Annotated in this window: 12 protein-coding genes; 5 read left to right on the top strand and 7 right to left on the bottom strand. The window is 56.4% G+C overall.

Going from position 1 to position 18,619, the window contains the following annotated elements:
• Positions 1–84: 84 nt before the first annotated feature.
• The gene (locus tag U5K34_RS02160; RefSeq protein ID WP_322566874.1) at positions 85–1,743 is read left to right on the top strand and encodes a coproporphyrinogen-III oxidase family protein; all 1,659 of its coding nucleotides are present in this window, start codon (positions 85–87) and stop codon (positions 1,741–1,743) included.
• A gap of 675 nt (positions 1,744–2,418) precedes the next feature.
• Here U5K34_RS02160 and U5K34_RS02155 read toward each other — a convergent pair.
• The 3 genes from U5K34_RS02155 to U5K34_RS02145 all read right to left on the bottom strand — a co-directional run bounded on the left by U5K34_RS02155 (position 2,419) and on the right by U5K34_RS02145 (position 5,000).
• Positions 2,419–3,264, bottom strand: a complete 846-nt coding sequence (locus tag U5K34_RS02155; RefSeq protein ID WP_322566873.1) for a peptidoglycan DD-metalloendopeptidase family protein — start codon at positions 3,262–3,264, stop codon at positions 2,419–2,421.
• Entirely contained in the window at positions 3,251–4,606 is a 1,356-nt protein-coding gene (gene xseA, locus U5K34_RS02150) for an exodeoxyribonuclease VII large subunit (RefSeq protein WP_322566872.1), read from the bottom strand. Before xseA ends, U5K34_RS02155 begins: the two co-directional genes overlap by 14 nt.
• 91 nt (positions 4,607–4,697) lie before the next feature.
• Positions 4,698–5,000, bottom strand: a complete 303-nt coding sequence (locus tag U5K34_RS02145; RefSeq protein WP_322566871.1) for a hypothetical protein — start codon at positions 4,998–5,000, stop codon at positions 4,698–4,700.
• A gap of 255 nt (positions 5,001–5,255) precedes the next feature.
• Here U5K34_RS02145 and guaB point away from each other — a divergent pair, with 255 nt between their 5' ends.
• Positions 5,256–6,716 (top strand): IMP dehydrogenase, encoded by a 1,461-nt coding sequence (gene guaB, locus U5K34_RS02140; protein WP_416224002.1) that lies wholly within the window; start codon positions 5,256–5,258, stop codon positions 6,714–6,716.
• Positions 6,717–6,984: 268 nt separating this feature from the next.
• On the top strand, positions 6,985–11,844 hold the full coding sequence (locus tag U5K34_RS02135; protein ID WP_322566869.1) for an NAD-glutamate dehydrogenase: 4,860 nt from the start codon (positions 6,985–6,987) through the stop codon (positions 11,842–11,844).
• A gap of 105 nt (positions 11,845–11,949) precedes the next feature.
• Here U5K34_RS02135 and U5K34_RS02130 read toward each other — a convergent pair whose 3' ends face one another.
• Both U5K34_RS02130 and U5K34_RS02125 read right to left on the bottom strand, forming a co-directional pair.
• Entirely contained in the window at positions 11,950–13,041 is a 1,092-nt protein-coding gene (locus U5K34_RS02130; RefSeq protein WP_322566868.1) for a sulfite exporter TauE/SafE family protein, read from the bottom strand.
• 19 nt (positions 13,042–13,060) lie between these two features.
• Positions 13,061–13,333 (bottom strand): hypothetical protein, encoded by a 273-nt coding sequence (locus U5K34_RS02125; RefSeq protein WP_322566867.1) that lies wholly within the window; start codon positions 13,331–13,333, stop codon positions 13,061–13,063.
• Between the two features lie 216 nt (positions 13,334–13,549).
• Between U5K34_RS02125 and U5K34_RS02120 the strand changes: the two genes are divergently transcribed.
• Positions 13,550–14,461 carry a LysR family transcriptional regulator gene (locus U5K34_RS02120; protein ID WP_322566866.1) on the top strand — a complete coding sequence of 304 codons (912 nt, stop codon included), beginning with the start codon at positions 13,550–13,552 and terminating at the stop codon, positions 14,459–14,461.
• A 6-nt stretch (positions 14,462–14,467) separates the two neighbouring features.
• Here the strand turns inward: U5K34_RS02120 and U5K34_RS02115 are convergent, their stop codons facing one another.
• Complete coding sequence (locus tag U5K34_RS02115) at positions 14,468–15,211, bottom strand: ferredoxin--NADP reductase (RefSeq protein WP_322566865.1); 744 nt, start codon at positions 15,209–15,211, stop codon at positions 14,468–14,470.
• A gap of 497 nt (positions 15,212–15,708) precedes the next feature.
• Positions 15,709–16,548 (bottom strand): deoxyribonuclease IV, encoded by an 840-nt coding sequence (gene nfo / locus U5K34_RS02110; protein ID WP_322566864.1) that lies wholly within the window; start codon positions 16,546–16,548, stop codon positions 15,709–15,711.
• Positions 16,549–16,699: 151 nt separating this feature from the next.
• Here nfo and guaA point away from each other — a divergent pair, with 151 nt between their 5' ends.
• Positions 16,700–18,277 carry a glutamine-hydrolyzing GMP synthase gene (gene guaA, locus U5K34_RS02105; protein ID WP_322566863.1) on the top strand — a complete coding sequence of 526 codons (1,578 nt, stop codon included), beginning with the start codon at positions 16,700–16,702 and terminating at the stop codon, positions 18,275–18,277.
• The last annotated feature ends 342 nt before the right edge of the window (positions 18,278–18,619 follow it).

Genomic DNA, 18,619 nt, shown 5'->3' with positions numbered 1-18,619 from the left:
GGTTGACGGACACGGCTTTCGGAGTTGGCTAGTTTAATTGTAGGAAGGATATCGGACAAGACAACTCAACACAGGGAGGTGGCCATGAAACGTTTTCGCCCCGACTTCAACAAGCAATCCCGACTGACCCGTACGCCACAGGTGGTATCCGGCGATTCGACCCCCGCCGCGCTGGCGGAGATGCATGATCTCGAAACACGCCTGCCGGAACTGTTGCAGGTGCAAAATGATTTTTATCCCTGTTTTGACTGGACCTTTCCGCCGCCGATTTTGCCACCGGCCTCGCAGCCGGGATCGGTGGCGCAACTGCTGTCTGAACCCTCGGTTATCCCGGAGCGTTACAGCCTTTATTTACATACCCCGTTTTGTAAGACCCTGTGCAATTTTTGTTATTACACCGTTTTCCCCGGCAAAGGGATAGAGCAATCGGCCCGGTATGTCGATTATCTGCTGCGTGAAATGCAGTTATATGCGCCACATATGCAAGGACAGACCTGTGAATCGGTTTACCTGGGCGGGGGGACCCCGACCTACCTGGATGATTATCTGTTAATCCGGTTGATCGAGGGAATTCGGCAGCATTTTGATCTTGCGCCGGAGGCGGAGATTAGCATCGAGGCTTCGCCGGGGACCTTGCCAGCGAGCAAGGTGGATCTGCTTCGGGCACTGGGCGTCAATCGTCTGAGTTATGGTATCCAGAGCCTGGATGAAACGCTGCTGGCCGGGATGAACCGCTATTACTCGGTCAGCGAGGCCATCGAAGAGCTGACTTATGCACGGAGGGTTATCGGTAACGTCAATGTCGATACCATGTACGGTTTCGATGGCGAATCGGAGCATGCCCTGCGTAACACGCTGGAAACCTTTGTTGAACTGGATATTCCCAGTCTTTCTATCTACGCGCTGGATCGTCAACGTTGTCAGACACATGCCGGCGAAGGGCCACCGGAGGACGAGCACTATCAGCGCAAGATTGAGCTGTTTGCCGGAGCCAGCGATTATCTGGACAGTCAGGGCTATCGGGCGGTATTACAGAATATTTTTGTCAAACCAGATGCCGCGTCTTATCAGCATCAGTTGCGTCGCTGGGATAATCTGACCTTGCTGGCTCTGGGGATCTCGTCCCAGGGCTATGCACCACGCAAACCCTATCAAAATGCCATGACACTTAAATCCTATTATCAGCTGCTGGATGAAGGCAAGCCGCCGATTGTCAGCGTTGATGCCTTGTCGCCGGAGATGGAAATGGCGCGCGAAATTACCAGTAAACTGCGCTTTACCGAAGTCTCGCTACAGACGGTGAGGCAGAAATACAGTGTTAATCTGGAGGAGGTGTTCGGAGAACTGGTTCGGGTGTTGAAACAGCTGGGCTATCTGGCGCAGGAGGGGGATAGTCTCAGAATGACCCCGCAAGCCAGTTACTATAATAATATTATTCCCATGCTGTTCGCCCCCGACGAGTTCAAGTCCCGCTTGCTGGAACTGCCCGCGGAATATCTGGCGCAGTTTCCGCTGCCGCGTATCCTGACACAACTGGGCAAGACCCAGAGCCAGCCCATCGAAGTGACAGGCCCGGAGCCGACCAGCCGGCCCCGGCGCGAACGTCGCCAGCGCCGGGATCGGCGCCTGTGCAGCCGGACCGATTATCGACAGCTGACCGGTGGTGTCGAACGTCGCCGCGGTCACGGACGACGCCTGGAGGATTATCAGCGAGGCAAATCATTTGTGGGGGAGTTTGTCTGAACGAGATCCCGAATCGGTTATAACAGGTCTTCTGACCTGCAGGCCATATACCAGGTAGCAATATCGGGCCTCTATCGGGTTGCTGGTTCGGGTGTTCGGTGTTTCGGTGGTGTATCTATTTGGGTCCGGTGTGCAGTAGAAGGAAAAGCTTATCTCTCGCCAAGACGCCACGGCGCAAAGAAATCGGATATTGCTCATACTCTGTGCGCTCTGCGTCTCTGCGAGAGTATTAAAGCTGGGTACCCTGTCGACCAGGATCTGCAGGCCCGATATGGCGCAGCGGTATCTAAAATACAGGGCCCAGGGACGAGTGACGAGTGACGAGGAAAATACCTTGAACCGACGGCCTGCAGGAGCGCCTTTGGCGCGATAGATCGTGCCGCGCGGTCAGGTTTATCGCGGCGCAGCCGCTCCTACGGTCGATGGGGACGAGTTTTGATCTTCCTCGTCCCTTCCCTGTGGCTGACGGTTCTGGCGAAGGGTCGGGACGAGGAAAATAGCTTGAACCGACGGCCTGCAGGAGCGCCTTTGGCGCGATAGATCGTGCCGCGCGGTCAGGTTTATCGCGGCGCAGCCGCTCCTGCGGTCGATGGGGCGAGTTTTGATTTTCCTCGTCCCTTCCCTGTGGCAGACGCGGCTGTTCCGCTTGCCTGTATTGCTATTCGAAACGCTTGTTTACTCTTCCAGCTGGCTCATGAAGAGCTTGGGATCGACCTTGAACTGATTGAGAAAGACCGCCCAGTGCAGGTGGGGGCCGCTGACCCGGCCGGTCATGCCGACTTCACCCAGTTGTTGACTCTGGTTGATGTGCTGGCCTTCCTCGACATCAATTTTATCCAGATGGCAATACATGGTGACCAGTCCCTGACCGTGGTCGATGAAGACGGTATTACCCGTAAAAAAGTAATCGCCCGTGCGGATGACCGTGCCGCTGGCCGGGGCGAGTATGGGCGTGCCCACCGGGGCGGCGATATCCAGCCCGGTATGACGGCGAATGCGATCCTGATTGTTATAAATACGCTTGAGGCCGAAGGGGCTGCTGAAGCGACCCTCAACCGGGGTGATAAACGCCGCATCAACCTGCTCCCGCTCGCTCCAGCTGTGAATGGCGGCAATGATCTGTTTCTTTTCCCGGTAATGGCGCTCGATGTCTTCCTTGGTGGGTGAGACCATGCGCTGGTTGGTTATCGTGATATGGGTGGTTTCATAGTCCTTGTCCACCACGCGAAATTCCTTGCTGAATTCGCGCTGGCCATTATCCACTTTGAGGCGATGAATACCGGCTTTGGCGGACAGGGGAATCCCCACCACGGCTTCCCAGCGCCGATTATTGGCGCGCACCATGACCTGTTTTTTAAGATAAGTGACCGCCGGTTTCGGTTGTCCCGGCTCGCCCAACGGGATGACGGCGACACCGCCGGGTATTGCCTGGTGACGGGGCAATGTGGCCGCGCTAACACTGGTGGTATAAAACAGAACAGCAACAACAAGAGCAAACAGACGCAAACTAGCTTTTTTCATCTTCGATCCCATCGACAACAGCGGTGAAACGACCCCGATGCAGCCGGCCACGGATTCGGCCTTGCAACGTGATCTGGTTAACATCGGTAATCACTTTATCTTCGGCTTCTGTGGTGACAATAGCATATCCACGACTCAAGGTGGCAAGCGGACTCACGGTTTCCAGTGAGCGCGCCAGATACTGCAGGCGCCGGTTCATGTCCTGTAAATCGCGATGCATGGTGTGCTGCAGGCGGGTGGCAAGTTGTCGGCAGTGGGCGTCGTGACGCTGCAGGGCATGGCGTGGATTGTGCTGCTGCAAGCGCTCGCGCAGGGTGTTGAGTTGCGACTGGCGTTGCTGCAACTGATAACGCAGGGCCTGGGTGCGACGAATCTCCAGCTCATCCAGCCGCTGGGCGACCGACTGCAGATAGCGCCGGGGATGGGGCAGGCGCCGGGCGAGCCAGTTCAGCTGCTGCTCCCGATGGCGCAGTTGTTGCTGCAGCTGTCGGGTCAGGCGACCGGCCAGCTGGGCGAAGCTCTGTTGCCATTCGTACTGACTGGGGCTGACCAGTTCCGCCGCGGCCGTGGGGGTCGGCGCCCGGACATCGGCGGCAAAGTCGGCGATGGTGACATCCACCTCATGGCCGACGCCGCTTACCACCGGAATCGGACAGTCGTAAATCGCACGCGCCACCACTTCCTCGTTGAAGGGCCACAAGTCCTCCAGCGAGCCCCCGCCGCGGGCCAGGATCAGGACATCGCACTCATCGCGACGGGCGGCGGTGCGCAGGGCGGCGGCGATGGCCGGGGCGGCGTTTTCCCCCTGCACCGGCACCGGGTAGATCACCACCGGCAGGCCGGGAAAGCGTCGCCGCAGGGTAGTGACAATATCGCGGATGGCCGCGCCGCTGGGAGACGTGATCACCCCGATACGCTGCGGGAAACGGGGCAAGGGCTGTTTGTGCGTGGCGGCAAACAGCCCGGCCGCTTCCAGTTTGACCTTGAGTTCGTCAAACGCGCGGCGCAGGGCGCCGTCCCCGGATTCCTCCATATGTTCGACGATCAGCTGATAATCGCCGCGCGCCTCGTACAGGCTGACCCGGGCGCGGACCATGACCTGCAGGCCGTTTTCCGGACGGAATTTAAGCAGCAGGTTGCGATTGCGGAACATGGCGCAGCGCACCTGGGCGGCCTCGTCCTTGAGGGAGAAATAGAGATGGCCGGAGGCCGGTCGGGCCAGGTTGGAGAGTTCCCCCTCCAGCCAGATGGCCGGAAAGCCCGTTTCCAGCAGGGTGCGAATCTCGCGGTTGAGTCGCGAGACGCTGTAGATATCGCGTTGCGGGGAGGTCAGTTCAGCCATAGCGGGAGGATACCGCAGCGGGAGAGATTTGGGCAGGCAATAAAAAAAGGCCGGGCGAACCCGGCCTTTTTAACACAGCGTTGGCCGTGATTCAGAAGCGCGGACCCGCACCCTCTTCTTCACTTTGCTGGACCTGGGCCAGTTCGCTCTGCTTGCGAGCTTCATTGGCCAAGCTGACGGCCTTGCCATATTCGCCTTCTTTGGCGGCTTTTTCGGCAGCCTTGATCATATTGCCGGTTTCGCGCCAGGCGTAGTTGATGCTGGCAGCCTTGTTCAGTTCGGATTTGGCGGCACTGATGGCACTGTTGGCATCCTGCTGGGTCATGCTCGGGCCGGTGGCACACGCGGCCAGGGACAGGGCTGCAGTCATCGCCAGAATTGCAATCTTTTTCATGGGCTCCTCCGATGGAATCACTTGTTTTGAGTTTATGGGGGTTTGTTATTAACCGGCCCTTTTGCGGACCTTCATTGTTATTAATGTTGGCCGGAGCGACATGTAGCCACCACGCCATACTTGAAAGCCATTATGCGGCGTCAGAATCGAGATGGCAACCGCTGATTTTTGCTAAAATCAGCTACTGGCCCGATTTACCGGTCCGGCAAAAGTCTTTATAATTCGGCGATTTACCTCAACCGGGACCCCAAGATGCTGCGAATTGCCCAAGAAGCTCTCACCTTTGATGATGTCCTGCTGCTGCCCGCTCACTCCGATGTCCTGCCCAGGGAGGTCTCTCTGGCGACCCGCCTGACGCGGGAGATCGAGCTGAATATTCCCCTGGTGGCGGCCGCCATGGACACCGTGACCGAGGCCCGGCTGGCCATCGCCATGGCCCAGGAAGGCGGGATCGGGATCGTCCACAAGAATATGGATACCCGGACCCAGGCCGAGCATGTCCGGCTGGTCAAAAAATTCGAGAGCGGGGTAATCAAGGATCCGACCACGGTCACACCCGACACCACCATCCGCGATGTGCTGGCTATCACCCGGGCCCAGAACATCTCCGGGGTGCCGGTCGTCGATGGGGGCGAACTGGTGGGGATTGTGACCAGCCGGGATCTGCGCTTTGAAACCCATTACGAGCAGCCGGTGTCCCGCATCATGACCCCCAAAAACGAGCTGGTGACGGTCAAGGAAGGTGCGGCCCGGGAGGAAATCCTCAATCTGCTGCACGAGTATCGCATTGAGAAGGTGCTGGTGGTCAACGACGATTTCGAGTTGCGCGGTCTGATTACCGTCAAGGATATCCAGAAAGCCAGCGAATACCCCAATGCCTGTAAGGATGAATACGGGCAACTGCGCGTCGGGGCGGCCGTCGGGGTCGGTGCCGGTACCGAGGAGCGGGTCGAAGCCCTGGTCGAGGCCGGGGTGGACGTCATCGTGGTGGACACGGCCCACGGCCATTCCCAGGGCGTACTGGATCGGGTGGCCTGGGTGAAAAAGCACTTTCCCGCTGTGCAGGTGATCGGTGGCAATATCGCCACCGGCGCCGCCGCCCGGGCCCTGGTGGATGCCGGCGCCGACGGGGTCAAGGTCGGTATCGGTCCGGGCTCCATCTGTACCACCCGCATCGTGGCCGGGGTGGGCGTTCCGCAGATTACCGCGGTGGCCAACGTGGCCGAGGCACTGGACGGCACCGGGGTCCCGTTGATCGCCGATGGCGGTATCCGCTATTCAGGGGATATTGCCAAGGCGCTGGTGGCCGGATCCTATTGTGTGATGCTTGGCTCCATGTTCGCCGGCACTGAAGAATCGCCCGGCGATGTTGAGCTGTTCCAGGGCCGCTCCTACAAATCCTATCGCGGTATGGGCTCCATCGGCGCCATGGGAGCCCGGCATGGTTCCTCGGATCGCTATTTCCAGGAAGGCGGCGAAACCGACAAGCTCGTGCCCGAAGGCATCGAGGGCCGGGTGCCATTCAAGGGCCCGCTGAGTCCGGTCATCCACCAGTTGCTGGGCGGGATTCGTGCCAGCATGGGCTATACCGGCTGCCGCAGCATTGACGAGATGCGGACCCGTCCCGAGTTCGTGCGTGTCACCGGCGCCGGGATGCGTGAAAGTCACGTCCATGATGTACAGATCACCAAGGAATCCCCCAACTACCGGGTTTAACTCAACACTGCCGGGTATCGCTGCATACCCGGTAGCTGTTCCATCCTTCTTCCTCTTCCCGAATTTTCAGTTATTCGCCGGACGCCTCGGTCTGTCATGATGCTTTGCGTAGCCCCAAAGCGATTGAAGCCGGTCCTGTTGCCTGTTATCGCGGTCTGAACTCTGATACGCACGGCTGTCGCTGGCCGGAATTTTTTTGTAGACTCGGCAGAGAATCAATCCGTTTTGTCGAGTACGACTCCCTCTTCAGAGGCCATCAGCCATTACCATGTCTATTCCTGTAACCCTGACGCATGATGCCCACCACATGATAGAACAAGTGGTAGAGCGTGCCCGCAACAGCTTTCCCGCAGAGGATCATGACAATATCGAACGGTTTATCCGTCAGTTTCTGGCCGGTGTGTCCCTGGAAGATCTGTCAGAACGCCAGCTGGAGGACCTGTACGGTGCGGTGATTTCGCACTGGAATCTGGCGCGCCAACGTCGTCCACAGCAGGTGCGGATCCGGGTTCATAATCCGGATCTTGAAGAGCATGGCTGGCAGTCGATTCATACGATTGTTGAAGTGATCCAGAAGGATATGCCCTTTCTGGTCGACTCCGTGCGAATGGCTCTAAACCGGCAAGGGTTGACGGTACATCTGATCATTCACCCGGTGATGCGCTTTGAGCGTGATGCAGAGGGTTCTCTGAGTAAAGTATTCGATGTGGAAGAAATCGGTGATGAGACCGCCAATGAAGCCTGCATGTATTTTGAGGTGGATCAGCAGAGTGATCCGGTTGTATTACAGGAGTTACATGATGACATCGCCCGGGTGCTGGCGGATATTGAAGCCTGTGTTGATGACTGGCAACCGATGCGGGAACGTTTGCGAACCATTATTGAAGAAGTCAAAGCCATTAGACCTCCGCTGGACGATGAGCAAGTAGAGGAAGACCTGGCTTTTCTGGAGTGGCTGGACAAGAATCATTTTACCTTTATTGGCTATCGTGAATACCAGCTCGAACGTCGTAAAGGCAATGATTCTTTAAAAATCATCGCTGACAGTGGGCTGGGCATTCTGCGAAATGCAGAGAATAATACCTATTCGCGCAGTTTTGAGCAGTTACATCCCCAGGCAAAACAAAAAGCCCACGAGCCGGCCTTGCTTATTCTGACCAAGAGTAATTCCCGGGCGACCGTTCATCGGCCAGGCTATCTGGATTATGTCGGCATCAAGCGGTTCGACGCCAATGGCAAGGTGATCGGAGAATGGCGTTTTCTCGGATTATACACTTCCGCGGCCTATATTCGTCGTGCCACGGACATCCCGATGTTGCGACGCAAAGTACAGTTCGTGATGCGCCGCTCCGGTTTTCGCCCGCATAGCCATTCACAAAAAGCGCTGTTAAATATCGTTGAAACCCTGCCGCGCGATGAGCTGTTTCAGTGTGCCGATGATGAACTGTATGAGATTGCTCGCAGTATTTTACAACTGCAGGAGCGCCAGCGAGTACGGGTAATTGTACGTCCCGACGCCTATGGACGGTTTGTCTCCAGCCTGATTTATATGCCGCGCGATCGCTTCAATACCGATATCCGGCTCAAGGTGCAGGACATTCTTGTTAACCTGTTCAATGCCCGGGAAATGGATTTTACGGTCTGGTTGACCGATTCGGTACTGGCCCGTCTGCATCTGATCCTGCACCTGCCACCCGGTAAGTTACCCCGCTATGACATTGCCGAAATTGAAAAACGGGTGGCTGATACTATTCGCAGCTGGAAGGACGATCTGCATGCCGCGCTGACTCATGAATATGGCGAGGAGCAGGGTAACAAACTGTTGCAGGACTATAATACGGCCTTTCCGGCCTCCTATCAGGGGGACTATTCGGCCGAAATCGCCGCGCTCGATATCCACAAACTGGAAGCACTGGCAGACGGTCTGGACCTGGGAATGGGATTATATCATCCGGTAGAGGCACCACCGGAGAAAATCCGCTTCAAGCTGTTTCACACCGAAGAACCGTTATCCCTCTCTTTATTATTACCGATTCTGGAGAACATGGGGCTCAAGGTGATTGACGAGCGGCCGCATCGTCTGCGGCCGGCCGGGCGCTCCATGGTCTGGTTGCACGATGTCGGGATGGTCTATGCCTATGAAGGACAACTTGATACCGAACAGGTTCGGAACATTTTTCAGGATGCCTTCGTACGTATCTGGTACGGCGTAGTCGAGAATGACGGGCTCAATACTCTGGTGTTGCGTGCCGGGCTTGACTGGCGTGAAGTCGTGGTGATTCGAAGCTGCGTCAAATATCTTAAACAGACCGGGTTCCCGTTCAGCCAGAACTATATGGAAAAGGCCCTGGTGGAGCATCCCCAGATTGCCCGGATGCTGGTGGACCTGTTTCTCGTGCGCTTTGATCCCGACGGGCAGGAACAGGCTGCCGAACGCGGTGAGCGGATTCGCGATGCGATTCAACGCTCGCTGGATGAAGTGCCAACACTCGATGCGGACCGGATATTACGCCGCCTGTTCGTTCTGATTCAGGCCATGCTGCGGACCAACTATTTTCAGACAATGGCGGGGCAGGTGCCTCGACCCTATCTGTCATTCAAACTGGATCCGCACAAGATCCCCGATCTGCCCAATCCGCAACCCCAGTTCGAAATATTTGTTTACTCGCCGCAAACCGAGGGGGTTCACCTGCGGGGCGGTAAAGTCGCGCGCGGCGGTATTCGCTGGTCCGATCGCCAGGAAGACTTTCGTACCGAAGTCTTTGGCCTGATGAAGGCCCAGATGGTGAAAAATGCCGTCATCATTCCCGTTGGCGCCAAGGGCGGTTTCATTGTGAAGGAGAATTTGCGTGAGCTCGATCGCGAGGAGGTAAATCGGCGGGTTATCAGTTGTTACAAAACCTTTATTCGGGGCTTGCTGGATTTAACCGACAATCTGGTCGATGACAAACCGGTCCCGCCACCCCGGGTGGTCAGCTATGATGATCCGGACCCCTATCTGGTAGTCGCGGCCGACAAGGGAACCGCGTCTTTTTCCGATACCGCCAATACCATCGCCCGGGAGTATAACTTCTGGCTGGATGATGCCTTTGCTTCCGGCGGGTCCACCGGCTACGACCACAAGAAAATGGGGATTACCGCACGCGGTGCCTGGGAGTCGGTCAAACGTCACTTTCGGGAAATCGGCAAGGATATTCAGGAGGAAGAGTTTAGCGTGGCCGGGATCGGGGATATGGCCGGTGACGTCTTTGGCAATGGCATGCTGTTATCCCGTCATATCCGGTTGATAGCGGCTTTCAATCACAAGGAAATTTTTCTGGATCCCGAACCGGACGCCGAGATCAGCTTCAGGGAGCGCGAGCGGCTTTTCAACCTGCCGCATTCCAACTGGTCGGATTATGATCCTGCACTTATCTCGAACGGGGGTGGCGTTTATTCACGCTCGGCAAAATCCATTACCCTCTCCGCGCCGGTTAAACAAGCGCTGCAAGTGGAAGTCACATCACTGACGCCTAACGAACTGATTACGGCGATCCTCAAAGCACCGGTCGAAATGCTCTGGAATGGCGGTATCGGGACTTTTGTTAAAGCCAGTGATGAAAGTCATGATGATGCGGATGATCGGGTTAATGACGCGCTGCGGATTAATGCCGATGAGCTGCGCTGTCAGGTGATTGGGGAAGGAGGGAATCTGGGACTGACGCAGCGTTCCCGTATTGAGTTTGCCCGACAGGGGGGGCGTCTCAATACTGATTTTATTGACAACTCTGGCGGAGTCGACTGTTCTGACCACGAGGTCAACATCAAAATCCTGCTCAACAAGGCAATGCGCGAGGGGCTGCTTGACGAGCCTCAGCGTAACCAGCTACTTGGCAGTATGACCGAGGATGTCGCGCGACTGGTTCTGATTAATAATTATCAACAGAGTGAGGCACTTTCACTCAGCGAGTACCTGGCACCGACATTGCTCGATGAACACATCCGGCTGATGAGAGCAATGGAGCACAAGGCGCTGTTACAACGCCAGACCTGGAACCTGCCCGATGATGCAAATCTGTCGGCACGACGCAGTACCGAACAGGGATTGAGTCGGCCAGAACTGGCCGTGTTGCAGGCGTTTAGCAAAATTAATCTCTATCAGGAATTGCTGGCTTCAGAAGTTGTTGACGAGCCATATCTGGTTAATGAACTGCCGATTTATTTTCCCGAGGCGATTGCCCGGGAATATCCGCAACATATGTATAACCATCCATTGCGCCGGGAAATTATCGCCACGTTTATCGCCAACAGTATGATTAATCGCATGGGGATGGCTTTTCCGTTTCGCCTGCATGAACACACCGGTGCCCCGGTTCCCGAGATTGCCTGTGCTTATCTGGTAACCCGCAAAGTCTTTGAATTACCCGGCTTGTGGCAACAAATCGCGTTACTGGATAACCAGGTCAAGGCTTCTGTACAGTTCGACATGTTAAGTACGATCCGCCGCCTGGCCAATCAATGTACATTGTGGTTGCTGCAAAATGTTCCGCGTCCTTTCGATATCGGAGACACAATTGATAAATACATGGACAGTATCACGTCCCTGATCGATGCGTTGCCGGGCCAGATTGTTGAAGAGGATAGTGAGGCGCTGGCGACAGTGGCACAGGATTATCAGAGACAGGGTGTTCCCGAATCCTTTGCCTGGCGTATGGCGGGACTGCCCTACCTGTTTCCGGCGCTGGATATGGTTGAAGTTACCTTGCAGACGGGGCAAAGTCCGGTATTCGTCGCCCAGGTATTCAATCGGGTTGGGGCGGCATTGGAGTTACACTGGTTACGGGATCAGCTCGATCGGTTATCGCGTAAAGAGCACTGGACCCGTCTGGCACGCTCCGCCCTGCGCGATGAGCTGTATCGCCTGCAGCGCCTGTTGACTGCCAGTGTTTTGGACTCCGATGTGACAAATAATACCGATGCGAAACGACTGTTGGAAAACTGGCGGGAGACTCATCAATCGGTGCTGGAGCGCTACAGTCGACGTTTTGTGGAATTCAAATCAGCCCGTGTGGATCTGGCTCTGCTCAATGTGGCGTTGAATGAACTGCAGAAGTTGATTCGTCATCTTGATGAAGCCGGCGAATCTTGAAAAGGGCGGTTTCCTGCTGTTCGCTATGTAACTGCCGCTCTGAAACCAGTACGCACAAAAAAGCCCGGCACACAGGCCGGGCTTTCAGTGATATTGTGAATCGACTTATGATTCTGCCACCGAGGCGGCGTATTCTGCATCCGCCTGTTGTTTCTTATGTTGTTTGATACCCTTGAGCAGTGCGGCAAGGATTGCAAACGCGCCACTTAATAATGCCAGCGCCAGAGTAGCAAAGCTGATGTTACTCAGTAGCGAGCTGGTCCCCTCGGAAATAGTGCTGATGAGATCCAGATCAGACAGGTAAACCGGCATCTCGAACAGCCGGCTGAACAGCACGATGATCATGATCATGCCCATGATCATCTTGACCGTGTAGTCCCGGACATAGGTGGTGCCGATGGCACCGATCTGCACGCCAAACAGGGAACCGGCCAGAATAATCATCGCCAGGCGAATATCCACGAAGCCTTCCCAGGCATAAAAAAGACTGCCACCCATGCCCATGACAAAGGCTACGACCAGTTCGGTGGCCGAGGCCATGATGGCCGGGACACCCAGTACATACATCATGGCGGGAACGCCGATGAAGCCACCGACCGCAATCGAGGCGGCCAGCAGACCGGTAGCAAAGCCCAGCGGGGCGATGAACAGGACCGAGACCCGTTTGCCGCCGATGGAGTGGAAGCTCATCATGGTGCCGGGAATGTTGACCGACTGCACCCATTTGGCCAGACGCGGGGTGATATGTTCAGCGCCTTCCACATCGCCGCCTTCGCGTTTGCACCTGAAAGCATCGCGCAATACATAACCACCCACCAGCGCCAGAACAACAATAAACACGATGGAGACATACAGATCGGTGCCGGTATTCCCGAAGTTGTCGCGAATGCCGGTCATGAACTCCTTGCCGACAAAGACACCCATTTCGGCAAAAATGCCCATGACGAGGCCCAGCTTGATATCAACCTGGCCATACTTGTTTCGCTTGATGGAGGCGACCAGGGCCTTGGGGAATTTGTGGGCCATGTTACTGGCCACGGCGACGACACCCGGGGCACCCAGGCTCATCATCGCGGGAGTCAGGACAAAGGCGCCACCGGAGCCGATGAAGCCGCTGACCATGCCGCCGATGAAGCCGACCAGGAACAGCAAAAAGACGGTCGTCGCATTGAGATCAAGAAAATTGACAGCTTCCACGAGATTAACCTCTTAAAAATTATTTCTTCTTGGCACTGATACCCAGCGCTTCCCAGAAATATCCTGTGAAGGCGCCGTGCACCAGGGAGAAAACCAACGCGATGATGATAGGGACAAAAAACAGGGTTTTGTCGCCGCGGCTGGTCGCTTCCGCCATGTGGCGGATTTCATCGTTGTATACATATAACAAACGAAAGAGTTCCAGGCTCAGGACGCCATACAGGATGGCGAAATGGGTGGTCGTTGAGATTATTCTGCGCTCTGGTGTTGGTTTGTCTGCAGGTTTGGTCATCGATGCACTCCATGGATGCTTGCGGGTGTTTCCCCAGGCCGCTGATATTGCCCTGTGGAATATCACCCGGAGTTAGTCTGTTCAGTCTGGTTGCCGGCGAACTGACCGGCTGACAGAAAACTACAGGAAATTAGTAAGATATGCTTATCAAGGGCGCGCATTATGCGACAGGGTTTCAGTGTTTACTAATGAAATTCTTTATGTAAATATTCCTATATGGAATACCAAGTTCTCCCCGATATCAATGGCTGGGCGACTCTGCGGGCGATCGTTGAGCAGGGCGGTGTCTCCGCGGCGGCTGTGGCGCTGAATATCGGCCAGCCGGCGGTGACCAAGCGCCTGCGGGCCCTGGAAGCCAGTTACGGGACGCGGCTGATGGAGCGGGTCAGCGGGCGGCTGCGACTGACGCCGGCGGGGGAAAAGGTGTATCTGCTGGCGGTCCAGACCCTGGATCGCCAGAGGGCCCTCTATGACGAGTTGCGGAATCTGCATCTGGGGCAAAACACCCTGGCTCTGGAGGTAACGTTTTCCATCGGAGAACACCTGCTGCCGGATCTGCTTTTCCAGTTTGCCGAACGCTACCCCGATTACAAGATCGACAGTCGCATGGCTTATGGTCGCGATATCCAGTCTCATCTGGTGACCGGGCGCACCGACCTGGCATTGATGGAAAACGCGCCGGATCATCCCGATGTGCTGGTGCAAAAATGGGCCGACGATGAGTTATGGCTGGTCTGCGGCGCCAGTCATCCGCTGGCAGGGCGTGAATGGCTGGCTGTGGAGCAGCTGACCGAACTGCCCTATGTGTTGCGGGAAAAGCATGCCTCCAGCCGCGAAGAGCTGGATCAGGCGTTAACCGGCATCGGGATTGAGAAACTGGACGTGGCGTTGGAGGTGGGGTCCACCGATACCATTGTCGAGATGCTGGGGCGGGGCAAGCACGTCAGCTTTCTGCCGCGCTTCGCCGTCAAAGAGAAGGTTTCTGCCGGCGATCTCTATCACCTGAAAGTCACCGGTTTCAGGATACAGCGAACCCTGTGGATTGCGCGCAATCGCTCGCGGCTGGATCACCCGGTGGCGGAGGCGTTTATCGATATGTTGCTGCGCTCGCCGATCAGCTACGTCTGAACGCTTTTAGTGCTGCAGCACGAAGGCCTGTTCCACGGTGAAGTTACCCACGCCCTTGTAATTGGTCATCGTCCAGCCGTTGTCTTCCAGATGCTCGCTCATGTCCTTGTTCATTTGCGGATTGCCGCACAGCATGACCCGATCCTGCTCGGGATCGGCGGCCGGCAGGCCCAGCTGTTCGGCCAGTTCACCGGAGCGGAACAGATCCGCGCCGCGCGTCCGGTTGGGGAACGTTTCCCGGGTGACCGTCGGCACATACAGGAATTCATCGCCATGCCGGGCTTCCAGCTCGTCGCGGTAGGCCAGGGCCGGGGTATGGCGCACGCTGTGGACCAGGATAACCCGTTCGAAATGGTTGAAGGCTTCGCTGGAGCGCACCAGTGACATAAACGGCGCCAGTCCGGTACCGGTGGCCAGCATGTACAAATGGCGTCCCGGTTGCACGTGATTCAGAGTCAGGGAGCCGGTGCTTTTGGTATTGATCCAGATCGAACTGCCGGTATCGGCTTCGGCCAGGTGGCTGGTCAGCGGGCCGTCCGGCACCGCGATGCTCAGAAATTCCAGCTGGTCATCGTCATTGGTGGAGACGATCGAATAGGCACGCGGTATCAGTTTGCCTTCCGGGCGCAGGCCCAGGGTCACAAACTCGCCGTTTTTGAATTCAAAGCCTTCCGGTCGGGTGGTGGTGAAGGTAAAGATATTCTCCGCCCAGGGGCGTTTGGACGTAATTGTCTGTTCTGAATAAGGCATACTGAAATCCGTTTAACCTGAGAGATACCTATTATGTCAGGTCTGACGGGGGGCGAATCAACCCCTGCCGTGAGGTGTTATTACGATGAGTCTGGCGAATTCCATTTTTTCGGTTCTCTGGAATGGAACGCAGAGGGCGCAAAGGCGCAAAGTACGCGGAGGGGGGCAATATATGATTACGGCGAAATGGCGATATGAGCGTGGAACGAATCATGCGGCCTGTGCCAGTGAATAGCTTGATTTTCTGACATGCAAGCAATCAATCGTCAGCGGTAGGCCGGACATAGCAACGCGGTGTCCGGCAATCGGCGGTGTTGCCCGATACCGCTTCGCTTTATCGGGCCTACGACGGCAAAAATTATTTTCACTTTGCGTTCTCCGCGTCTTGGCGTCCTTTGCGTTATTTCCGGTAACAGAAAAGTGGTAGGCCGGACATAGCAACGCGGTGTCCGGCAATCGGCTGCCTGCAATCTGTCTGCCCGGGAATATCTGCCCGATCATTGCCAGCTGTACAGCAATTCGATCTCATGCGCCCAGTTATCCGGATCGGGTGTTTCCAGGACCATGGGAATAGCGTCGAACCGCTTGTCCTGCATGATGTACTGAAACACGGCCAGTCCCAGTTTGCCTTTCTCCAGCGATTCATGCCGATCGACCCGATCGCCCAGATCCGGTTTTGATCCGTTAAGATGCAGACCGCGCAGGGTGTCAAAACCGACGATTCGATCGAATTCTTCAAAGGTGGCTTCACAGGTTTCGGTAGTGCGCAGATCGTAACCGGCCGTGAAGGTATGACAGGTATCGATGCAGACTCCGACCCGGGACTTGTCCTCGACCTGCTCGATGATTTCGGCCAGATGCTCGAACCGGTAGCCGAGGTTGGTGCCCTGGCCGGCGGTGTTTTCGATCACCGCGGTGACGCCCCGGGTCTGTTCCAGTGCCTGGTTAATGGAATCGGCCACGATGGCCAGGCTCTGGCTTTCACTGATCTTGTTCAGGTGCGAGCCGGGATGAAAATTCAGCAGTTTCAGGCCCAGCTGTTCACAACGCTGCATCTCGTCGACAAATGCGGCGCGGGATTTTTCCAGCGCGGCTTTGTCCGGATGACCGAGATTGATCAGATAACTGTCGTGCGGCAGGACGTGCTCGGCGGCGATACCGACCTGTTGCAAATGGGTTTTAAACGCGTCGATCGCCTCGCGGGTCAGCGGTTTGGCCTGCCACTGGCGCTGGTTTTTGGTGAACAGGGCAAAGGCCCGCGCCCCGATGGCCTGCGCATTGAACGGGGCGTTCTGCACGCCGCCGGCGGCACTGACATGGGCACCGATATATTTCATCCCTCTATTATGTAGAGTGTCGCGGGCCAGTCACCAGCAGCGGTGTTAGTGCATAAGTTACTGATTTTAGTAAAAATACTTGAAATTTCAGGCGATTTCCGGGATCATCGCCGCTCTATTGTCCATCCCGGCCCATTTTGAGAGTTTGCCCATGTCCCAGGATATCCATTCGGATCGCGTCTTGATCCTCGATTTCGGTTCCCAGTACAGCCAGTTGATTGCCCGCCGGGTGCGCGAGGCCGGCGTTTATTGCGAGCTGCACCCCTGGGACATGGCCGAAGCCGAGATTCGCGACTTCGCGCCTAATGGCCTCATCCTCTCCGGCGGGCCGGAGAGTACGACCGCCGAGGATGCGCCTTTGGCCTGGCCGCTGATCTTCGAGCAGGGCGTGCCGGTACTGGGAATCTGTTACGGCATGCAGACCATGGCCCGGCAACTGGGCGGCAAGGTGGAAACCAGCGATCGGCATGAATACGGCTATGCGCAGGTGCGTGCTCACGGTCATACCCCGCTGCTCAAGGATATCGAGGATCATGCCAGTCCCGAAGGCTATGGGCTGCTGGATGTGTGGATGAGTCACGGCGATCGGGTGATCGACCTGCCAGCGGGTTTCAAACTGATGGCCTCCACCGACAGCGCGCCCATCGCCGGCATCGCCGATGTGCAGCGGCACTTTTATGGCCTGCAGTTTCATCCCGAGGTCACGCATACCAACCAGGGTCAGCGGATTATCGAACGCTTCGTGCACGAGATCTGCGGCTGTCGCCGGTTGTGGACGCCGGAGAACATCATCGATCAGAGTATCGACGACATTCGCGAGCAGATCGGCGAGGACGAAGTGGTACTCGGTCTTTCCGGCGGTGTGGATTCCTCGGTGGTGGCGGCCTTGCTGCACAAGGCCATCGGGGATCAGCTGACCTGTGTGTTTGTTGACAATGGCCTGTTGCGTCACCTTGAAGGTGAGCAGGTCATGGCGACCTTTGCCGAGCACATGGGGATCCGGGTGATCCGGGTAGATGCCGAGGATCTGTTTCTGGGCAAGTTGGAAGGCGTCAGTGATCCGGAAGAGAAACGCAAGATCATCGGCAACACGTTTATCGACGTCTTCGATGATGAAGCGAGCAAGCTGACCAATGCCACCTGGCTGGCGCAGGGTACCATCTATCCCGATGTCATCGAATCGGCCGGCGCCAAAACCGGCAAGGCGCATCTGATCAAATCCCACCATAACGTGGGCGGTCTGCCGGAGAACATGAAACTCAAGCTTTGCGAGCCCCTGCGCGAGTTGTTCAAGGATGAAGTACGCAAGATCGGCGTGGAACTCGGCCTGCCGTTTGATATGGTCTATCGGCATCCGTTTCCCGGTCCCGGTCTGGGTGTTCGCATTCTCGGTGAAGTAAAAAAAGAGTACGCCGATCTGCTGCGCCTGGCCGATGCCATTTATATCGAGGAGCTGCGCAAGCACGAGCTGTATGACCAGGTCAGTCAGGCCTTTACCGTCTTCATGCCGGTCAAATCGGTCGGCGTGACCGGTGACGGCCGGCGTTATCAATATGTAGTGGCATTGCGCGCGGTGGAGACCATCGACTTTATGACCGCCCGCTGGGCGCATCTGCCCTATGAATTTCTGGATCATGTTTCCCGGCGTATCGTGAACGAGATCGACGGCATCTCGCGCGTGGTCTACGATATTACCGGCAAGCCGCCCGGCACCATCGAGTGGGAGTAGGGAGCATCCGGCAATGGTGATAGATGGCAGTTCGGTCTGTTTCTCTCGCCCGGAATGCGGTGCCTTTGAATGCACGGGTCTGGCTACCGGAGACGAGGTTGGCACTTTCTTTTTACCCTGGCGACATCAATTCTTGCCAAAACAGCATACAATCAATTGTTAACGAATCAGTCCATAAAGGCTGAGGGTTCGCAAGCACAAGGGGTGTATTTTCGGTAATTGCCGGTCGTATAGCCAGAGCGGCCTTGACCATCCGAAGTTCGAGCAAGGAGCATGTCATCATCACCAACGCGTTCAGATTTTCGCCGCACACATGGAATGCGTTACGCCATCATCGGGATA

The organism is Thiohalophilus sp. (genome assembly GCF_034521165.1).
Taxonomy (GTDB): domain Bacteria; phylum Pseudomonadota; class Gammaproteobacteria; order UBA6429; family Thiohalophilaceae; genus Thiohalophilus.
This window is presented reverse-complemented; position numbering and strand designations above follow the sequence as displayed.